Source organism: Rhodococcus sp. 15-2388-1-1a (assembly GCF_002259145.1).
GTDB lineage: Bacteria > Actinomycetota > Actinomycetes > Mycobacteriales > Mycobacteriaceae > Rhodococcoides.
Genome location: NZ_NPFP01000039.1, coordinates 199138 through 220997, shown reverse-complemented (window position 1 = coordinate 220997; position 21860 = coordinate 199138). Strand labels below are relative to the sequence as shown.

Below are 21860 nucleotides of genomic sequence, written 5' to 3'. Positions count from 1 at the left end.
GCGTCGGCCGATCCGACCGTTCATCGTCCACGACGCGGCGAGCGTTGCAGTTCGCCTCACCCTATCGGTCGACGGTTCCTATCGACCCGGGCAGACGATGCACCGGAATGTCGACACCGCTCATCTCGGCACCGTCACCGTCGACCGACACGATCGCAACGAGGGCCTCGGTGTCCTCGGGCTGCAGTCGATCGACCCCGACGATGTCTGCGGCGGTGAGGAACGCATGGGTCACCCACTCGGCCGACACGAGGTCGGCGGCGTCCTCTGCCGATTCCGCCCGGTCGGTCACCAGAGCTGCACCTGCCGCCGCAGCGATCACGCCGGCCAGAACTGCTGCAGCGGTGTCGAACCGGGTGGGAACGGCCAGCCGTGAATCGTAGGCCACGGACCAGTCGCTCACCGCATTCGTCGCCAGCGCAGCGAGCGTTCCATGATCTATGACGGTGCCGTCTTCGTCCACGACCAACGCCGGGCTGTCCGGTCCCAGAACGGCCGTTCTGTCCGAATACGTCACCGGCCGCGCGGAACTCGCGGCAATGGCGTCGACGACGTCCGGTTGCCCGAGGTGAATGGTCGTGACGGACCCGGTCCGGCTCGGCGCGTCGTCACCGTCGAGGACGAGGACGGATGCGCCTGCCCGCTCGAGAACGTCGGAGGAGTTCGACGTGGCAATCGGAGCCACGGCTCCGCCTGCCTTCGCCACCGCCCACCGCGTCACGACTGCCGCAACAGCGTCGGTGACAGTGACGCCGACGACGACTCCGGTTCGGACGCCACGTTCGATCAGTACCCGAGCCATACGTGAGGACTGCTCGTCGAGCTCACGGTAGGTGGTCTCGACTCCGTCCGACGACAACGCGGGCGCATCGGGATCTGCGTCCACCGTCGAAGTGAGTACCTGCGGCAAGGTCAGGTCCGACCGTGCCGGTGCCGCAGTGGAGTCAGCGGTCTGCGGGGTCTCGGTCAGTGCCGCCCGCTCGGAGGCGTCGAGCACGTCGATGTCGCCGACGACGACCGCGGGTGTTGCCGCCACAGCACCCGCGATGCGTGCAAATCGTTCCGCCAGCGACGCGACCGTGGACTCGTCGAACAGATCGGCGGCATACACCCATTCGACGTTCAGGGTTCCGGTGCCGCTGTTCCCGTCGGCGTGCTGGGTCTCCACCGTGACCTGCAGGTCGAATTTCGCTGTCGGCTCGAAGCCGCTGACGGGTTCGACCACCAGGTTCGGCAGCTCGAAGCGCGCCTCGCCGTGGGGCTCCACCGACAGCACCGTCTGGAACAGCGGGGTGTACCCGGCGTTCCGGTCCGGTGCGATGGTGTCGACGACCCGCTCGAACGGGACGTCCGAATTCGCGAAGGCCCGCAGGTCGGTCTCGCGTAGAGCGGTCAGCAGCTCTGCGAACGTCGCATCCGGGTCCACGTCCGTCCGCAGCGCCAGCGTGTTGACGAACATGCCCACCAGTCCGTCGAGCGCCTCGTGCCCGCGCCCGGCGATGGGCGTGCCGACGGCGAAGCTGCGAGAGCCGCTCATCCGCGACAACAGCACCCCGAGGACCGCGTGCAACACCATGAACAGAGTCGCGTTGTTCTCGCGCGCGATCGCGGCGAGCCCGGTGTGTACCGACTCGTCCAGCTCGACACTCACACTGGCTCCGCGCAGGTTGGCGGTAGCCGCCCGCGGCCGATCCCACGGCAACGACACGACCGGGGTGATCCCGCTGAGCTCGTCCGCCCAGAAGGCCAACTGCTGCGACAGAATCGACGTGGGGTCGCTGTCCGAGCCCAGCACCTGCCGCTGCCATACCGCGAAGTCCGCGTACTGCACCGTCAGCGGTTCGGGCGTGTAGTCGGTTCCCGACGCCGCAGCGAGGTACGCAGTCATGACGTCACGGGCCAGCGGTGCCATCGATGCGCCGTCTCCGCTGATGTGGTGCATCACGATGACGAAGACGTACTCGTCCGGGTCGAAGCGGAACAGTGCTCCCCGGACCGGGGGTGCGACGGTGACGTCGAAGCCCTCGTGGACGAGTGCGCGAATCCGTTCGGCGGTGTCGGAGTCGTCGGTCGCGTCGATCGGAGTCAGATCGGGTACGACCGATCCGGCGTCGACGAACTCCTGGTACGGCGAACCGTTCGCATCTTCCGGGTAGCGCGTGCGCAGTGCCTCGTGGCGTTCCACGGTGCTGGACACGGCGCTCTGCAGTGCCGCGACATCCAGCTCGCCTCGCAGACGGAGCGCCAGCGGCATGTTGTAGGCCCCGGACTCGGGGTCGAGTCGGTTCAGTACCCACATGCGCTGTTGCGCGAGCGACAACGGAACGGTCTGTCCGGCCGGTCGGCGACGCAGCGGCACACCGTTCGCGTCGTCGATGCGTGATTCGGCACGCGCGGCGAGTGCCGAGACCGTCGAGGCCTCGAACAGGTCTCGGACACCGACCTTCTTCCCGAGCGCAGCCGACACCCGTGCCGCCACTCGCGTGGCGATCAGCGAGTTACCACCGAGATCGAAGAAGTCGTCGTCCGATCCGACCCGCTGCACGCCGAGCAGCTCCGCGTAGATCTCCGCCACGATCTCCTCGACCGGCGTTGCGGGAGCACGGAACTCGCGAACCTCGAACACCGGCTCCGGCAGTGCCTTTCGATCCAGCTTGCCGCTGGTGTTCAGCGGGAATTCCGCGAGCACCATCACCGTCGCCGGCACCATGTACTTCGGCAGCGCGCCGCCGACGAAGGTGCGTACCTCGGCCGGGTCCAGCGTTCTACCCGGCGCAGGCACCACGTATCCGACGAGCTGGTCGCCGGCACCGGTGGTCGCCACCACGGCCGTGGCCTGGTTGACGTCGGGATGGGCCAACAGTGCGGTCTCGATCTCACCGAGCTCGATCCGCTGGCCACGGAACTTGACCTGGAAGTCGGTGCGCCCGATGTACTCCAGGACTCCTGCAGCGCCCGGCCCCGATCGCCATCGGACAAGGTCTCCGGTGCGATACATGCGCTCGCCGGCAGCCGAGAACAGGTTCGCGACGAAGCGGTCCATCGTCAGGTCGACTCGCCCGAGGTATCCGTCGGCGAGCTGCGTCCCCGCCAGATAAAGCTCACCCGCGGTCCCTGCGGCAACCGGATGCAGCCTGCCGTCGAGAACGTAGGCCTGGGTGTTCCATTCCGGCGCACCGATCGGGACGGTCGCGCCCTCGTCGGCAGACGTCTCCCAGTACGTCACACTCACTGCGGCTTCGGTGGGGCCGTACAGGTTGTGGATCCCGGCAGAGGTGATCGCGCGGAAGTCCTTCACCGTCTCCGGGGGCAGTGCCTCACCCACCACGTAGACGTGTCTCAACGACCGGCACTGCTCCTCGGTGGCGTACGCGGCGAACACCGTGAGCATCGACGGCACGAAGTCCGTGACGGTGACGCCGTGCCGGGCGATGCGCTCCGCGACGTACGCCGGGTCGCGGTGGCCGTCGGGGGTCGCGAGAACGACGCTCGCACCGACCTGGAGTGGGAGGAAGAAGCCCCACAGTGACACGTCGAACGTCGTCGCCGTCTTCTGCAGGTAGACGTCGTTCTCGTCGAGCGAGTACTGGTCGATCATCCACGCCATCTCGTTGACGATCGCGCGGTGCGGCACCGCGACGCCCTTGGGTCGCCCGGTCGACCCGGACGTGAAGATGACGTAGGCGGTGTTCTCCGGGCGTACCGGTGCCAATCGGTCGGCGTCGGCCACGGTGTCTGCCGGGTAGGACGCGAGATCGAGGGTGTCCAGTTCGAGAATCGGGAACCGTTCCGGCAGTCCCGTCCGATCGTGACTGGTCGAGAGAACGGCGACGGGCACCGCGGTGTCGAGGATGTACTCGATGCGCTCGGCCGGGTGGTCCGGATCGATGGGTACGTATGCGCCGCCGGCTTCGAGGACGGCGTACATGCCGACCATCAGGTCGATGCCTCGCCTCATGCCGAGAGCGACGAGCGACTGCGGGCCGACGCCGAGCGAAATCAGTTTTCTGGCAAGACGATTGACCCGCTCCGAGAACTCGGCGTAGGTCACTGCGGTGCCCTCGTACAGCACGGCCGTGGCGTCCGGGTTCGCCGCAACCCGAGCCCGGAACGGCGCGGTCAACATGATGCCGGCGTCGACCTCGTGCGCAGTGTCGTTCCAGGTGTCGATCACTCGAGTTCGTTCGTCCGAGCCGAGCAGATCGATATCGCCGACCGCCGCCGCGGTGTCGGAGACGAAGGTCTCGAGAACACCGACGAGCCGGGACAGGATCGATTCCACGTACGCAGCGTCGAACAGATCGCTGATGTACTTGAGCGTGAACGAGATTCGGTCCTCGGCCACGACGAGCAACGTCAGCGGATAGTGGGTGTTGTCGTTGGAGCTCACGCCCTCGACGGTCATGCCGTCGATGGCCGCAGCCTGTTGCGTCAGTTGCGCTTCGTCCACCGGGTAGGACTCGAAGATGGTCAGGGTGTCGAACAGATTCCCGACGCCGATCGCCCGCTGGATGTCGACCAGCCCCATGTGGTGATGGTCGAGAAGATCTGCTTGTTCACCCTGGATCCGGACCAGGTAGTTCTCCACCGTGTCGGCGGGATCGAAGCGCACCCGCACCGGGATGGTGTTGATGAACAGCCCGATCATCGACTCGACGCCGGGAAGAGCAGCGGGACGACCGGAGACCGTGGCACCGAACACGACATCGGTGCGGCCGGTGATGTGTGCGATCAACAGTCCGTATGCCGCTTGCACCAGCGTGTTGACGGTGACGCCGAGTCTGCCACCGAGCGCAACGAGCGACGCGGTGGTCTCGGCATCGACGAATCGCTCCGTCTCGGCCGAGCGTGCGGAGATCTCTCGTCCGACACTCGGCGGTGCGACGAACGTCGGTTCCTCGACACCGTCCAGTGCCCGGGTCCACGCGCTCAGAGACACGGCCGGATCCTGTCGATCGAGCCACGCCAGGTACGAGCGATACGACCGCACCCGAGGCAGCGCCGCCGTGGAGCTCTGCGCCGCGTACAGGTACAACAGTTCCTTCATCACCAGCGGCAACGACCACCCGTCGAGCAACACGTGATGGTTGGTCATCGCGAGCTTGTACGTGGTCGGCGTGATCCTGACGAGCAGGAACCGCAGCAGGGGTGCCGTGGAGACGTCGAAGTGCCGTCGCTGATCCGCGGCCAGTGCGTCGGCGACGGCAGCGTCGCGTTCGAGCCCGTCGAGATGAGACAGATCGATCGTGTTCCACGGCAGCCGAACGTTCTGCTGAACGATCTGCACCGTCTCGCCGTCCGCGGTCGCGGTGAACGACGTACGCAGATTGTCGTACCGGTCCAGCAGCGTCTGCGCAGCGCGATGCAACCGTTCGGCGTCCACCTCGCCGGCCAGATCGAGTACGACCTGCATGGTGTAGACGTCGATCGACGCATCGGCGAACAACGCGTGGAAGAGCAGTCCCTGCTGCAGCGGCGACAGCGACCAGATGTCCGCCAGCTCCGGGTACCGCGCCTCGAACGACGAGATGTCGGGCTGTGAGAGCCGCACCAGCGGAACGTCCGACGGAGTCAGGCCACCCGAGCCGGGTGCCTCGGCGTACGTGGCCAGCGCCGACAACGCGTCGGACCACAGCCCGGCGAGACGCTCGACCGTGTCCGCGGACACGGCTCCGGTCGGGAATGCGAAGGACGCGCTCAGGACCCCACCCTCGTCGGTGTCGAGCACGATCGCGTTGATGTCGATCGTCTTGTTCGCGGCCATGTCGGCGTCACCGGGCGCGGAGAGCTCACCATCGGCGGCCGGCAACCAGCCGAGCGCCTTCATCTCGTCCGGGACCTCGCCGGTGTCGACCCGACCCAGGTAGTTGAAGCTGATCTGTCCGGTCCCGAGTTCCGCCAGTTCCGCAGCGGTCTCGGAGTTCAGGTAACGGAGCAGTCCCCAGCCCATGCCTCGATCGGGCAGCGCCAGCATCTGTTCCTTGACGGCCTTGACGGCATCGCCGAGCTGCGACCCTCCTGCGAACGCAGCCTGGACATCGATTCCGGTCAGGTCGAGGCGGACGGGGAACAGGCTGGTCAGCCAGCCGACGGTGCGTCCCAGATCCGCTCCGGGAACCACCGCTTCCTCGCGGCCGTGGCCTTCGAGCTGCACCAGCGTTGCCGGTGCGGTGACGCCGCGCTCGGACCGCAGTCTCGTGACGGCCAGAGCGAGCCCGGCCAGCAACCCGTCGCCGACACCACCGCGGAAGATCTCCGGAACGGTGGTCAGCAAGGTGCGCGTGACGTCGGGTGCCAGTTCGATGTTCAACCGTTCGAGCGTCGCCACGACGTCGACCGCGGGATCGAAGGGGCGGTCGCCCAGCACGGGATCCTCGGTGTCGGCGATCGAGCGCCACAGCGGCAACTCGGCCAGCCGGGCCTCGCTCGCTGCCGCGTCGACCAGTGCATGCGTCCACCGCCGCATCGAGGTTCCGACCTCGGGGAGGCTCGGGTCCACTCCCCCGGACACCTGAGCCCAGGCGGAGACGAAGTCGGGAACCAGAATTCGCCACGACACTCCGTCGATCACGAGGTGGTGCGCCGCGACGGTCAGCGTGCCCGCTTCCTCGGGTCCTCGATCGACCCAGACGAGGGCGAGCATGCGCCCGGCCGTGGGGTCGAGCGTTCCGACTGCATCGTCGAACACTGTTGTAGCCGACCCGGTATCGGCCCGGGCGAGCAGTGCATCCACGTCGACGGTACCGGTGCCCGCAACATCGAGACCCCAGCCGCGGTCGTCGTGCACCAGGGTCGACCGCAGCACGTCGTGTCGATCGACCACTGCGGTCACCGTGGCGAGAATCCCGGCTCGGTCGATACCGAGCGGCAGCTCCAGTGTGACGGCCTGATGGAAGCGTGACCACCCGCCGCCGCGCTCGATCATCGCCACACCGAACGGAGGTAGCGGCATCCAGCCGACGCCGCCGCCGTCGAGTTCCTCGAGCACGGCCGCGTCAGCGCCCTCACCGACGATCACGGCGACCTCGGCGAGACCGGCAACAGTCTTCCGCTCGAACACATCTCGCGGCCCGAACTGAATTCCCCTGGCCTTCGCGCGAGAGACGAGCTGAATCGAGACGATGCTGTCGCCGCCGAGCGCGAAGAACGAATCGTCGACGCCGACGGTGTCGAGGCCGAGCACGTCCGCGAAGACCTCGGCAATGACGCGTTCGGTGTCGGTTGTCGCCGTACGGAATTCGGCATCGCTGCCGAATTCCGGTTCGGGTAGTGCTCTGCGGTCCAGCTTGCCGTTCGGCCCGAGTGGGAGGGCATCGAGCACGATGAGCCCGGCCGGGACCATGTATTCCGGAACCAGGGTGGCGACCGAGGTGGTGACCGCTGCGGTGTCGATCGTCTCCCCGGCGACAGGAACGACGTACCCGACCAGTAGTTCACCTGCCGACGGCGTCCGGCGGACGAGAACCACGGCCTGGTCGACCGACGGATCGGCAGTCAACGCGGCTTCGATTTCGCCGAGCTCGATCCGCAGGCCTCGGAGTTTGACCTGGAAGTCGGTGCGGCCGAGGTACTCGAGCTCGCCGTCTGCGTTCCAGCGAACCAGGTCGCCGGTGCGGTACATCCGCGAGCCGACACTGCCGTGCGGGTCGGCGACGAACCGGTCGGCGGTGAGGTCCGGACGGCCGAGGTATCCGCGGGCCAGTTGCCGCCCGGCGAGATACAGCTCCCCGGGTACCCCGACCGGAACCGGGTGCAGGCGTGCATCGAGCACGGTGACTCGGGTGTTCCAGACCGGTGCACCGATGGGAACCGACACGGTGTCCGACGGCAGGACTCGGTGAAAGGTGACGTCGACCGCGGCCTCGGTCGGGCCGTACAGGTTGTGCAGTTCGGTGGCAGGCAGTGCAGCGCGCAGGGCGGAGGCAACCGATGCAGGCAGCGCCTCGCCCGAGGCGAAGACCGCACGCAGGCCGGTGCAGCTCGAGACACCGTCCGCGGCGGCGAACACGGCCAACAGCGACGGGACGAAGTGCGCGACCGTGATGCCGCGTTCGGCGACGGTGCTCACCAGGTATGCCGGGTCTCGGTGGCCGTCGGGCACCGCGATGACGAGTTCGGCGCCGATCTGCAACGGCCAGAACAGTTCCCAGACCGATACGTCGAACGTGACCGGAGTCTTCTGCAGGACCTTGTCCTGGTCGGTGAGACGGTACTCGTCCTGCATCCACAGCAGGCGGTTGACGATGGCCTCGTGGCTGACCGCAACGCCTTTGGGACGACCGGTGGAGCCGGAGGTGAAGATGACGTACGCGGTGTCCGCCGGTCGCAGCGGTGCGGTTCGCTCGGCATCGGTCACCGGTGCCGTGGACAGACCTGTCGTGTCGACGGTGTCGACCAGGATCGTGGCGGCGTCGGTGACGAGACCTGCGCCGTCGTGCTCGGTCGTGAGCAGCACCACCGGTGCCGCCGTGTCCAGGATGTAGCCGATTCGTTCGGCCGGAAGGTCCGGGTCGACCGGGACGTAGGCACCACCGGCGGCGAGCACGGCGTAGATACCCGTCAGCATGTCGATCGAGCGGCGCATGGCCGTGGCCACCACAGTTTCCGGGCCGACTCCCTCGGCGATGAGCAGGCGCGCGAGCGCGTTGACCCGCTCGGAGAACTCGCGGTAGGTCACTCGATCGTCGGCGAAGCTCGTGGCGATGCTCTCCGGTGACGCCGCAACTCGGGTCTCGAACAGCGACACCAGAGTTGCGCCGGGATCCACCTCGTGCGCGGTCGCGTTCCATTCCTCGAGGACGCGGGTACGTTCGCCTTCCTCGAGGATGTCGATGTCGCCGACGACTCCGTCCGGTGCGTCGGTGAGCGCGTGCAGCACCCGCACGAGCCGTCGCCCGAGAGACGACATGCTGGACTCGTCGAAAAGATCGGTGGCATAGTCGAATTGCACGTCGATGCCGGCCGCAGCACCGTGCTCGTCGGTGTTCTCCCACAGCGTCACCTGCAGGTCGAACTTCGCGAACGCGCTACCGAGATCGATTCCCTCGACGCTCAGCCCGGGCAGGGCCAACGTCTGACGATTCAGGTTCTGGAACGTCAACATGACCTGGAAGATCGGGTGACGAGCCTGAGAGCGGTCCGGGGCCAGCTCGTCGACGAGCCGCTCGAACGGCACGTCGGCGTGCCCGAAGGCACCCAGGTCGGCCTCACGAACTGCGGCGAGCTGCTCGCGCAACGTTGCCGCGGGGTTCATCGCGGTACGGAGGGCGAGCGTGTTGACGAACATGCCGACGAGCTCGTCCAGGTCCGCGTCACCGCGACCTGCGACCGGGGTTCCGATCGTCACGTCGTCGGTTCCCGCCATCGCGCCGAGGAGCACCGCGAGCGCGGTGTGCACCACCATGAAGTTCGTGGCGTTTCCTGCTCGGGCGGCCCGAGCGATGTTCGACTGAAGTGTCGAGTCGATCGAGAAGTTGTATGCCGCACCGCGATACGACGCCACCGCCGGGCGCGGCCGGTCGGTCGCGAGATCGAGCTGCGCCGGGGCACCGGCCAGAGCCGACGTCCAGTAGGCGAGCTGCTTCGCCAACGGCGAATCGGGGTCGTCCTCGGAGCCGAGCACCTCGCGTTGCCACAACGCGTAGTCCGCGTACTGCACCGGAAGTGGTGCCCACTGCGGGCTCTCCCCCGCGGCACGGGCGGTGTAGGCCACCATGACGTCGCGCGTCAGGGGTCCCATCGAGAACCCGTCAGCGGCGATGTGGTGGGCGACGAACGCCAATACGTGCTCGGTCTCGCTCACCCGCAGGATCCGGATTCGCACCGGAACAGCTCGGGTCACATCGAATCCCGCGGAAACGAAGTCGCGCAGGGCCTGCTCGATCGAACTCTCGTCCACGTCGTCGACGACGACCGTCACGCCGGCCTCCGCGGTACCGAGCACCACCTGATGGCCTCGTCCGTCGACCTCCGGGTACACGGTGCGCAGAATTTCGTGCCGCGCCAGCACGTCGTGCACGGCGTTGGTGAGTGCATCGACATCGACGCTGCCGGACAATCGAATTGCGACCGGGATGTTGTTCACGGCGGAGGTCGGATCGAATTGGCTCAGGAACCACATGCGCTGCTGAGCCATCGACAGCGGCACCGAGTCCGGTCGTGTTCGAGCCGTCAGTGCCCGGCGCGCGCCGGTACCCACCTCGGACTCGATCGCGCGTGCGAGCGACTGCACCGTCGGCGACTCGAAGATCGAGCGGACCGGTACCTGCGTGTCGAGCGCCGCCCCCAGCCGGGAAACCACCTGGGTGGCGATCAACGAGTTACCGCCGAGCGCGAAGAAGTCGTCGTCCAGACCCACTCGCTCCACAGCGAGTACCTCGGCGAAGACCGCCGCGACGGTCTCTTCCACCGGGTTGGTCGGTGCGCGGAACTCGGCTGTCTCGAACTGTGGTTCGGGAAGCGCCTGTCGATCCAGCTTGCCGTTGACGCCTCGTGGGAGAGCGTCGAGCACGACGAAGGCCGACGGGATCATGTACGACGGCAGACGTTCGGCGAGTGTCCGGCGGATGCCGTCCTGATCCAGTGTCACCCCGATGGCGGGCACGAGGTAGGCCACCAGCCGTGCGCCCGATCCCGAATCAGCGAGAGCGATCACGGCGACGTCACGGATCTCGTCGAGCGATCCGAGAGCGGCATCGATGTCGCCGAGTTCGATACGGAAACCGCGAATCTTCACCTGGAAGTCGGTACGGCCGACGTACTCCAGTTCGCCGTCTGCGCGCCAGGAGACGAGGTCACCGGTCCGGTACAGGCGGCCCCCGGGGGTGAACGGGTCCGCAACGAAACGCTCGGCGCTCAGATCCGGCCGCGCGAAGTACCCGTCGGCCAGCTGCGCACCCGCGAGGTAGAGCTCGCCGGCGACGCCGACCGGAACGGGAGCCAGACGCGAATCCAGAACGTAGACACGGGTATTCCACTCCGGGCCACCGATGGGAACCGTGGTGCCGTCGACGGTCGCCACTCGATGCGCGGTCACCGACACCGCTGCCTCGGTCGGTCCGTACAAGTTGTCCAGTCGCGCAGCAGAACTGCGCAGTGTGCGCTCGGCCGTCGCGACGGGCAGCGCCTCGCCGATCGCCAGGATCCGTGTCAGATGCCGCGGTAGGACTCCCGCCGACGCGGTGACCAACGCGTCGAGAACGGAGGGCACGGTGTGCAGTGTCGTCACCGATTCCCGGTTCATCAGATCGACGAGGTAGGCGGGATCGCGGTGGCCCTCGGCGTCGGCGACCACGATCGCACCACCGGAGACGGTGGCGACCCAGAACTCCCACACGGACAGATCGAAGGTGGCGGCAGTCTTGAGCAGTACCCGGTCCGTGTTGCCCAGCCCGTAATGGGCGCTCTGCCAGAGCAGCTGGTTGACGATGGCGGCATGACCGACCGCGACGCCCTTGGGACGGCCGGTGGATCCGGACGTGAAGATGACGTACGCGGTGTTTGCGGGCCGCAGCGGCGAGGTGCGCTCGCTGTCGGTGACAGGCGCGTCCGAGACCTCTGCACCCAGCAGTCGAGGATCGGTGTCGACGAGCAGAACCGGAATCGACTCGAAGTCGACATCGTCACGCGCGGTGCTCAACACCAGAGCGGGAGCGGCTACCTCGAGAATGTAGGCATTGCGGTCCGCCGGCTGATCCGGGTCGATGGGTACGTACGCCCCGCCTGCCTTGGCGACGGCGTACATCGCCACGAGCAGATCCACCGAGCGCCTGATCGCCAGGGCAACCGTCACCTGCGGGCCGACGCCTGCACCGATCAGGACGCGAGCCAACCGGTTGATTCGACGATCGAACTCGGCGTACGACAGCGATTCTCCCGCATGGACCACCGCGATCGCGTCGGGCTGCGCCTGCACCTGTCGGTCGAACAGCGATACCAGGGTCTGCGACGCATCGACATCGTGATCGGTGTCGTTCCACGTGCGCACGATCCGGGTGTGCTCCTCGGGCGAGAGCAGAGCGAGATCGCCGATGACGGCCGAGGGGTCCTGGGCCACTGCGGCGAGGAGGCGAACGAACCGGTCGGCAAAGGCTTCGACCGTGGCGCGATCGAAGAGATCGGTGGCGTAACCGAATTCGGCCGACAGTTCCGCAGGCGAGCCGTCCGCGTCGTAACGATCCGAGATGGACAGCTGCAGATCGGTCTTGGCCGTCACAGCATCCGCCTCGACGGCACTCACCGTCAGACCCGGCAGCTCGAACGTCGACTCGGCGAGGTTCTGGAAGGACAGGCCCACCTGGAACAGGGGGTTGCGTGCCGTCGACCGCACCGGGTTCAGCACCTCCACGAGACGCTCGAACGGAACGTCGGAGTGCGCGAACGCGGCCAAGTCCCGCTCACGGGCCTGAGCGAGCAACTGACGGAAGGTCATCGACGATTCGACGGTCGACCGGAAGACGAGAGTGTTGACGAACATCCCGATCATCGAATCGAGAGCCCGCTCGCCGCGGCCGGCGATGGGCGTTCCGACGGCGATGTCCTCGGAACCGGACAGGCGTGCGAGCAACACCGCGAATGCCGAGTGCACCACCATGAACAACGTTGCCTGCTCGGTACGTCCGAGCTCGGCGAGAGCGGCGTGCGTGCCTGCGTCGACGGTGAACCGCACCGCATCGCCGCGGAAACTCTGCGCAGGCGGGCGCGGGCGGTCGGTCGGCAGTACCAGTTGATCCGGGAGCTCGGCGAGCGCATCTTTCCAGAACGACACCTGCTGCGCTGCAACGGAATCAGGATCCGATTCGGTACCGAGCACGGTTCGCTGCCACAACGCGAAGTCGACGTACTGCACCTCGAGCGGCTCCCAGTCCGGGGCCGCCCCTGCAGATCTCGCGGTGTACGCGGTCATGACGTCGACGGCCAGCGGGCCCATCGACGCACCGTCGGCCGACACGTGGTGTACGACGAAGGCCAGGACGTGCTCGTTCTCACCCACGCGGAACACACGCGCGTCGACCGGCACCTCGACGGTGACATCGAAGCCGCGCCCGAAGAACTCGGTCACAGCCGCAACGACATTCGCACCGGCCACGTCGCGGACGGCGAGGTCCATGCGCACCTTGGACGCCGAGAGCACCTGCTGGAACGGGCCCTGCGCCGAGTCCGGGTACCGGGTACGAAGAGACTCGTGGCGTTCGACGACGTCGCCTACCGCGGACTGCAGCGCAGCGACGTCGAGCTCGCCGGACAACCGCACGGCGAACGGAATGTTGTCCACCGACGACGTCGTGTCGAACTGGTTGAGGAACCAGTACCGCTGCTGCGCCGGCGAGAGCGGTGGGCGCTCGGGACGCGGACCCGCCACGAGTGCAGCTCGACCGCCCGAACCGACAGCGCTCTCCACGTGCGCCACCAGCGCGGCGACGGTCGAGCTCTCGAACAGCGCGCGCACCGGCACGACGGTGTCCAGGGCCGCGCCGAGTCGCGAGACCACCTGGGTGGCGATCAACGAGTTACCGCCCAGGGCGAAGAAGTCGTCGTCCAATCCCACTCGATCGATGTGCAGGACGTCGGCGAACACTCCGGCAACGATCTCTTCGACCGCGGTTGTGGGTGCTCGGAATTCACGGGCCTCGAACACGGGCGCGGGAAGTGCGGCGCGATCCAACTTGCCGACAGGGGTCAGTGGAACGGTGTCGAGCACGATGATCGACGACGGAATCATGTAGGCCGGCAGTGATTTTCCGACGAAGGCGGTCAACTCGTCGACGTCGACGACGGACCCGCGCGTCGGCAGAACGTACGACACGAGGGTCGTGACGCCCGACGGCAGTTCGTGACCGAGTGTGACGGCGAAGTCGACCTCGGGAACAGCGGTGAGCGCGGAATCGATCTCGCCGAGCTCGATACGGAAGCCGCGCACCTTGACCTGGAAGTCGGTGCGTCCGACGAACTGCAGCTGCAGGTCGTCGGTCCACCGCACCACGTCGCCGGTGCGATACATCCGTGCGCCGTCGATGCCGTACGGGTTGGCCACGAAGCGCTCGGAAGACAGACCGGGCCTACCGAGATAACCGCGAGCGAGCGCACCGCCCGACAGATAGAGGTCACCCGCGACACCGGTCGGAACGGGTTCGAGTCGGGAATCGAGGATCAGCACGGACATGCCGTGAATCGGTCGACCGATGGTGATCGGCTCGCCGGGCGTCAACTCAGCGAAGCTGGAGATGATCGTGGTCTCGGTCGGTCCGTACCCGTTGAAGTACTTCCGGTCCCCTGCCCACCGGGCGAGCAATTCGGGCGTGGTCACGTCGCCGCCGACCGAGAGCACCTCGAGCGAATCGATCCCGTCGGGACTCATCGTGCCGAGCACCGCGGGCGTGATGATCGTGTGAGTGACCCTCTCCGCCTTCAACAATTCGGACAACTCGGTGCCGCCGAGAATCGATGCCGGTACGACCACCAACGTCGCGCCGACGGAGAACGCCGCCATCCACTCCAGGACCGAAGGATCGAAGTTGGGCGAGCAGACGTGCAGGAACCTCGAGGCCGGTTTCAGGTGGTACAGGTCGGTTGCTGCGTCGAGAACACCGCCGAGTCCGGCGTGCGTGACGACGACGCCCTTCGGCTTGCCGGTCGAGCCCGAGGTGTAGATGACGTAGGCCGGGTTCTGGAACGTGACGGGTCGCAGGCGGTCGGCGTCGGTGACCGGCTCGGCAGAGCGGGTGCGGACCTCGGCCACGAACTCCTCGTCGTCGACGCTCAGCCAGAGCAGATCCTGCTGTCCGTCGGCGAGCCGATCCGAGTGCGCCCGGGTGGTCAGGCCGAGTACGGCCTCGGAGTCCGAGACCATGTGGGCGATGCGATCCTGCGGGTACGTCGGGTCGACGGGTAGGTGTGCAGCCCCGGATTTGGCCACTGCCCACACCGCGAGCACCATGAAGTAGGAGCGCTGGAATCCCAGAGCCACAACGGATTCGGGGCCGGCCCCGCGCTCGATGAGCACCCGGGCGAGCTGCGAGGACGTCGCATCGAGTTCGGCGTACGAGATCGAGCGGCCCTCGTAGCGGATCGCGGTCGCCGACGGGTCGAGTGCGGCTCCGGCAGCGAAGATCTCGGCCAGAGTGCCACCGGCCAACACGTCGTCACCGTGGACGTGTGTGAGCCGGTCGTACTCGTCGTCGTAGAGGATGGACAGATCGCCCACCGGGGTGTTCGGTGTCGCCACGATCGCTTCGAGCAGCCAACGGAAACGACGCGAGAACACCTCGATCGTCTTCTCGTCGAACAGGTCTCGCGCATAGAGGAAGCCGGCGGCCAGACCGGTGCCGTCGGACTTCTCGTGCAGCGTCAACGACAGGTCGAACTTGGCGGTGTCGACCTCGACGTCCACAGCCGAGACCGTCAGACCAGGTAGGTGCAATTCGCTCGGCGGGAGGTTCTCGAACGCGATCGCCACCTGGAACAGCGGGTGCCTGGCTGTCGTGCGCTCGGGTTCGAGCAGATCGACGAGACGCTCGAAGGGGATGTCCGCGTGTGCGAACGCATCGAGGTCGACGTCCCGGACGTGGCCGAGGAGGTCGGTGAATCCCTTGCTTCGATCGACCGAGGTGCGGAGCACCAGGGTGTTGACGAACATACCGATCACGTCGTCCAGGACGGCCTCGCCGCGGCCTGCGACGGCGGTACCCACCGCAACGTCGTCCGACGTCGACATACGAGCGAGGAACAGAGCGAGTGCACCGTGCAGCACCATGAACAGGGTGGTTCCGGTCGACCGGGCCAGATCGTCGAGCGAGGCGCGCAGCTCCGCATCGATGTCGAACTGGAACCGCCCGCCCGAGTAGGTCTGGACCGCAGGACGCGGCCGGTCGTACGGCAGAGTCAGCTCACTGGGCAGGTCCGCCAGTGCGGAACGCCAGTAGTTCGCCTGTGCTGCCATCAGGCTGCTCGGGTCCGCGTCGTCGCCGAGCACGGCGCGCTGCCACAGCGCGAAGTCGGCGTACTGAACCGACAGGGGCGTCCACTGCGGAGCCTCGCCGGCCACACGAGCGAGGTACGCGGTCATGACATCGCGCGTCAGCGGGCCCATGGACCACCCGTCGGCACTGATGTGGTGAACCACGACGACCAGCACGTACTCGTCGTCGGTGACTCGGAACAGTCTGGCGCGCAACGGAATCGACTGGGTGACGTCGAATCCTTCGGAGGCGAAAGCGATCAGGTCGGCCACCGCACCGTCGGCGGACGGTGTGGTGGGCGTCAGGTCCGGTGCCACCGATTCGGCAGGCAGGATTACCTGGTGCCCCGCTCCGTCCACACTCGGGTAGACCGTGCGCAGTGCTTCGTGCCGGTCGAGAACGTCGGTGACCGCCGCGTTCAGGGCCGCGGTGTCGAGTGCTCCGGTGAGCCGGATCGCCACGGGGATGTTGTTGACCGCCGATTCGGGCTCGAATCGGTTGAGGAACCACATCCGCTGCTGGGCGAGCGAGAGCGGAATTCGTTCGGGGCGTTCCTGCGGCACCAGGGGCGCGGACGCTCCGTGGCCGACGTGGCTTTCCAACGCAGCAGCCAAGGCTGCCACCGTGCCTGCCTCGAACATCGTTCGGACGGGCACCGTCGTGCCCAGTTCGGCACCGAGTCGTGCGGCGACCTGAGTGGCGACGAGCGAATTGCCGCCGAGCGCGAAGAAGTCGTCGTCCACACCGACTCGGTCGAGTCCGAGAACCGCGCCGAACACGTTTGCGACGATCTCTTCGATCGGATCGGACGGTGCTCGGTAGGGTGTTGCCTCGAATTCCGGATCGGGCAGTGCTTTTCGATCGAGCTTGCCACTTCCGCCGAGCGGGAACTCCGCCAATTCCACGACGGTGGACGGCACCATGTACTCGGCCAGACGCTCACGTAGTGCCGTGCGTACCCGGTCCACGTCGATCGAGCCTTCGGCGGGAACGACGTAGGCGACCAGTTGTTCTCGTCGCACGAGCACCACGGCCTGAGCGATCTCGGGCAGATCCAACAGAGCCGATTCGATTTCGCCGAGTTCGATACGCAGGCCACGCAGCTTCACCTGGAAGTCGGACCGGCCCACGTACTCCACTTCGCCGGTGGGCAGCCATCGCACCACGTCGCCGGTGCGGTACATCCGCTCACCGTCGACTGCGAACGGATCGGCGACGAAGCGATCCGCGGTCAGATCGGGTCGGCTCACGTATCCCCTGGCGAGCTGGACACCCGAGAGGTAGAGCTCTCCCGACACTCCGACCGGAACCGGCCGCAAGGACGAATCGAGAACGTACACATCGGTGTTCCACACCGGCGAGCCGATCGGCACCACTGCGGTGTCCGCGTCGGTGACCGCGTGATACGTCACGTCGACGGCAGCTTCGGTCGGGCCGTACAGGTTGTGCACCGACACCTGCGGGAGTGCGCGGCGCAGTGAATGTGCGGTGGCAGGCGCGAGCGCCTCCCCCGAGGCGAACACCGTACGCAGCGACGCTCCCGCGTCCGGCCTGCGCAGTGCCTCCGGCGCGAACACCGACATCATCGACGGTACGAAGTGCACCACCGAAACCTGTTCGCGCGCAATGACATCGAGCAGGTACGACGGATCCCGATGGCCCTCGGGAACGGCGACGACCACCGATGCGCCGATCTGGAACGCCCAGAAGAACTCCCACACCGACACGTCGAACGTCGCCGGTGTCTTCTGCAACACCACGTCCTGCGGACCGAGGGGGTACTCGTGCTGCATCCACGACAACCGGTTGACGATCGCCGCGTGCGATACGCCGACGCCCTTCGGCCGACCCGTCGACCCCGAGGTGAAGATGACGTATGCGAGGTTCTCTGCCCGCAGCGGTGCCGTCCGCTCCGCATCGGTCACCGGCGCCGACGAGTACTCCGACACGTCGACGGTGTCGATGTCCACCGTCTCCACACTCGGGAACTCGACGTGGTCTCGGGTGCTCGAGAGCACCCGTACCGGCGCGGCCGTGCTCACGATGTACTCGTTGCGCTCCGCCGGCTGAGCCGGATCGATGGGTACGTACGCGGCACCGGCCTTGACGATCGCGTACATGCCGACGAGCAGCTCGATGCTGCGGCCTACCGCGAGGCCGACCGTCGAATCGGTCCCGACACCCACGGACATCAGGTACCGCGCCAGGCGGTTCGCGCGCGCGTCGAGCTCGGCGTACGTCAGCCGGACGTCCTCGAACACCAGGGCCTGCGCGTCGGGAGTCTGCTCGACGCGAGCGTCGAACCGATCCACCAGCGTTGTTCCGCCGGGGATCTCGTGCGCCTGCCCCGAACCGAACGCCAGCACGGACTTCTGCTCGACCGAGTCGAGCAGGTCGATCTCTCCGACGGCTACGGCTGGCGCTGCGGTGACCGCACGAAGAACACGAACGAACCGCTCACCGAACCGGTCCATCGTCGATTTCTCGAAGAGGTCCGCAGCATAGGTCAGGGCGACCGTCAGGCCTGCGGGCTCGGAGCCGGCCGGTGCCGAATCCCACAGCGTCACCTGCAGATCGAACTTCGCCAGGTCTGCTTCGTAGTCGACCGCCGCTATGGTCAAGCCGGGCAGTTCCACCGAGGTTCGGTCCAGGTTCTGGAACGTCAACATCACCTGGAACAGCGGGTGCCGTGCCTGCGAGCGCACCGGGGCCAACACGTCCACCAGACGCTCGAACGGCACCTCGGCGTGCGAGAACGCGGCGAGGTCCACCTCCCGCGTCTCGCGCAGCAGATCGTCGAACGACGTCCGTGGATCGACTTCGGTGCGCAGCACCAGTGTGTTGACGAACATCCCGACGACGTCGTCGAGGGCCGCATCACCACGGCCGGCGACCGGAGTACCGATACTGATGTCGTCGGCGGCGGCGAGCTTGGCCAGCAACACCGCCAGTGCGGCATGCACGACCATGAACGTCGTTGCGTTGTGGTCCCGTCCGAGCTTCTCCAGCTCGCGGACGAGGTCGGCGTCGATCTCGAACGTGTGCGTGCCGCCGTTGGTGGTGGCGACAGCCGGGCGAGGACGATCGGTCGGTAGCTCCAATTGGTCGGGAGCACCACCGAGCTGGTGCCGCCAGTAGTTCTCCTGCGCCGAGATCAGCGAATCCGGATCGTCCTCGCTACCGAGGACGGCCCTCTGCCACAGCGTGAAGTCCGCGTACTGCACCTCGAGCGGAGTCCATCGAGGGGCCTGGTCGTTCGAGCGGGCAACGTAGGCCGCCACCACGTCTCGCGTCAGCGGGCCCATCGAGAATCCGTCGGCCGCGATGTGGTGCACCACGAACGCAAGCACGTGCTCGGTCTCGGACGTCTCGAGCAGCACCGCACGGAAGGGCAGTTGTACCGCCAGATCGAAGGGCCTGAGCGCGAATTCGAGCAGCGCGGCGGGGACGTCGGCTCCGGTGGCCGTCGCTCGCTCCAATTCCACTGCCACCGAGTCCGATTCGAGCACTCGCTGGAAGCCGATACCGTCGTGATCGGGGTAGACCGTCCGCAGCGATTCGTGCCGATCCAACACGTCGACCAAGGCCGACTGCAGGGCCGTGAAATCGAGTTCACCACTCAACGCGATGGCGACCGGGATGTTGTTCACAGCCGAGTCCGGCTCGAATCGGTTGAGGAACCACATCCGTTGCTGGGCCAGCGACAGCGGCACACGTTCGGGCCGCTGCTGCGCAACCAACGCCGGTCGCGCGTGCGCCGAGCCTGCGGCGTCGACTGCCGCGGCGAGTTCGGCGACGGTCGGTGCGTCGAAGAACGACCGCACATCCACCGCGGTGCCCAGTTCTGCGTTGACTCGCGCGATCACGCGGGTGGCGTTGAGCGAGTTTCCGCCGAGGACGAAGAAGTCGTCGTCGACGCCGATGCGATCGATGCCGAGCACGGTCTCGAAAATCGCCGCCAAGGCCGTTTCGGTGTCGGTGCTCGAGGCGCGGTATTCGCGTACGAGCGACGCGAAATCGGGAGCGGGCAACGCCTTTCGGTCGAGCTTTCCGCTGGCACCGAGCGGGAACTCGTCCAGGACGACGAATACCGACGGCACCATGTACTCGGGCATACGACGGCGCACCGCGTCCGCGAGGCCGTCGTGATCGAGCTCGGGTTCGGTACTGACGACGTAACCGACGAGCTGCTCGCCCAGCTGTGCCTGCGACCGGTCGGCGTGAACGAGCACAGCGGCCTGAGTCACCTCGGGCTCGGCGAGCAGCGCTTGCTCGATCTCGCCGAGTTCGATGCGGAGGCCGCGTAGCTTGACCTGGAAGTCGGTGCGGCCGATGTACTCGATCAGGCCGTCGCCGCGTCGGCGCACCAGGTCGCCGGTGCGGTACATGCGGTCACCCGGCTCACCGAACGGGTCGGCCACGAATCGATCGGCCGTCAGGTCGGTGCGGCCGAGGTATCCGCGAGCGAGCTGCACGCCCGCGAGATAGAGCTCTCCCTCGACTCCACGGGGTGAGCGCCGCAGACCCTCGTCGAGCACGTAGAGGTCGGTGTCGTCGACGGCAGCGCCGATCGGTACCGAGGCCTCTTCCACCTGCTGGGTTCGGTAGTACGTGACGTCGACGGCCGCTTCGGTCGGCCCGTAGAGGTTGTGCAGTTCCGCGTTCGAGATCGAGTGGAACGCGTTGACGGTCCGCGCCGGGAGGGCCTCACCGGAGGCGAACACCATCCGAAGCGAATCGGCCTGCGCAGCAGTGGGTTCGGCGACGTACACCGAGAGCATGGACGGCACGAAGTGCGTCACGGTCACGCTGCGCTCGCCGATGATGCGGGCGAGATAGGCGGGGTCGCGGTGTCCGTCGGGCTCGGCGATCACGAGCGTGGCACCGATCTGCAACGGCCAGAAGAACTCCCACACCGACACGTCGAACGTGAACGGAGTCTTCTGCAACACGACGTCGGCAGCGCTCATCGCGTACTCGCGCTGACGCCAGGAGATGTTGGCGACGATGGCGCGGTGGCTCACCGCCACACCCTTCGGACGTCCCGTCGAACCGGACGTGAAGATGACGTAGGCGAGGTCGTCCTCGGTCAGGGTGCCACGTCGATCCGCATCGGTGATCCGCCCTCCCGGCACATCGGTCAGGTCGACGTCGTCGACGAGAACGGTGACGGTGCCCTCGGGCAACTGCGGCAGGTCGATCGTGGTCGTCAGGACCAGGACCGGGTTCGCGGTGTCGAGAACGTACCCGAGTCGATCGATCGGATGATCCGGGTCCAACGGAACGTAGGCCCCGCCTGCTGCGGAGACGGCGTACATACCCACCAGCAGATCGAACGATCGGCGAATCGACAGTCCCACCGCCGAATCGGGGCCGACTCCCCGTGCGATCAGCACTCGGGCGAGACGCTCCACCGAGGCTGCGAACTCGGCGTAGGTTCGAGTCTCGTCGCCGAAGACGAGGGCAGGTGCGTCCGGGGTGCGCTCGGCCTGATCGGCGAACAACGTGTACAGCGTGGTGGCTTCGGGATCGGCCGGGCTCGACGTCGAATCGTCGTCGCCGAGAACCGACACTGCATCCGCGACGACGGTCGACACGACGGCGTCCAGACCACCCTCGGTGGCCTCGATGAGGCCCGCGAGAGTGTTGGACAGCACGACCGGGACCAGCGCGTCGGGGCCGAGGACGCCGCCCATGGCCGCATCGAGGGTGGTGATCTCCTCGTCCAGGCGGGCGTAGGTCAGTTCCGTACCGAGGTGCACGAGCGCTACGCGGTCGGGTTCGACCGCTGCAACGCTCCGAACCAAGCGCGGAAGGTCCTCGACCGTCAGAGCTGCATCGCTTCGACGTCCTACCGCCATCTAACTTTTCCTCCTGATCGATCCACGTGCACAACCGGCGAAC

The 21860-nt window shown here is 67.0% G+C and carries 1 protein-coding gene; it reads right to left on the bottom strand.

Annotated elements, in window-relative coordinates; genetic code table 11:
• Positions 1-61: 61 nt before the first annotated feature.
• A complete protein-coding gene (locus tag CH302_RS21300) occupies positions 62-21817 on the bottom strand; it encodes a non-ribosomal peptide synthase/polyketide synthase (protein WP_052047377.1) in 21756 nt (7251 codons plus the stop codon).
• Positions 21818-21860 lie beyond the last annotated feature (43 nt).

Coding starts and splice junctions, on each gene's coding strand:
- CH302_RS21300 (WP_052047377.1), bottom strand. CDS start 21,817: ATGGCGGTAGGACGTCGAAGCGATGCAGCTCTGACGGTCGAGGACCTT.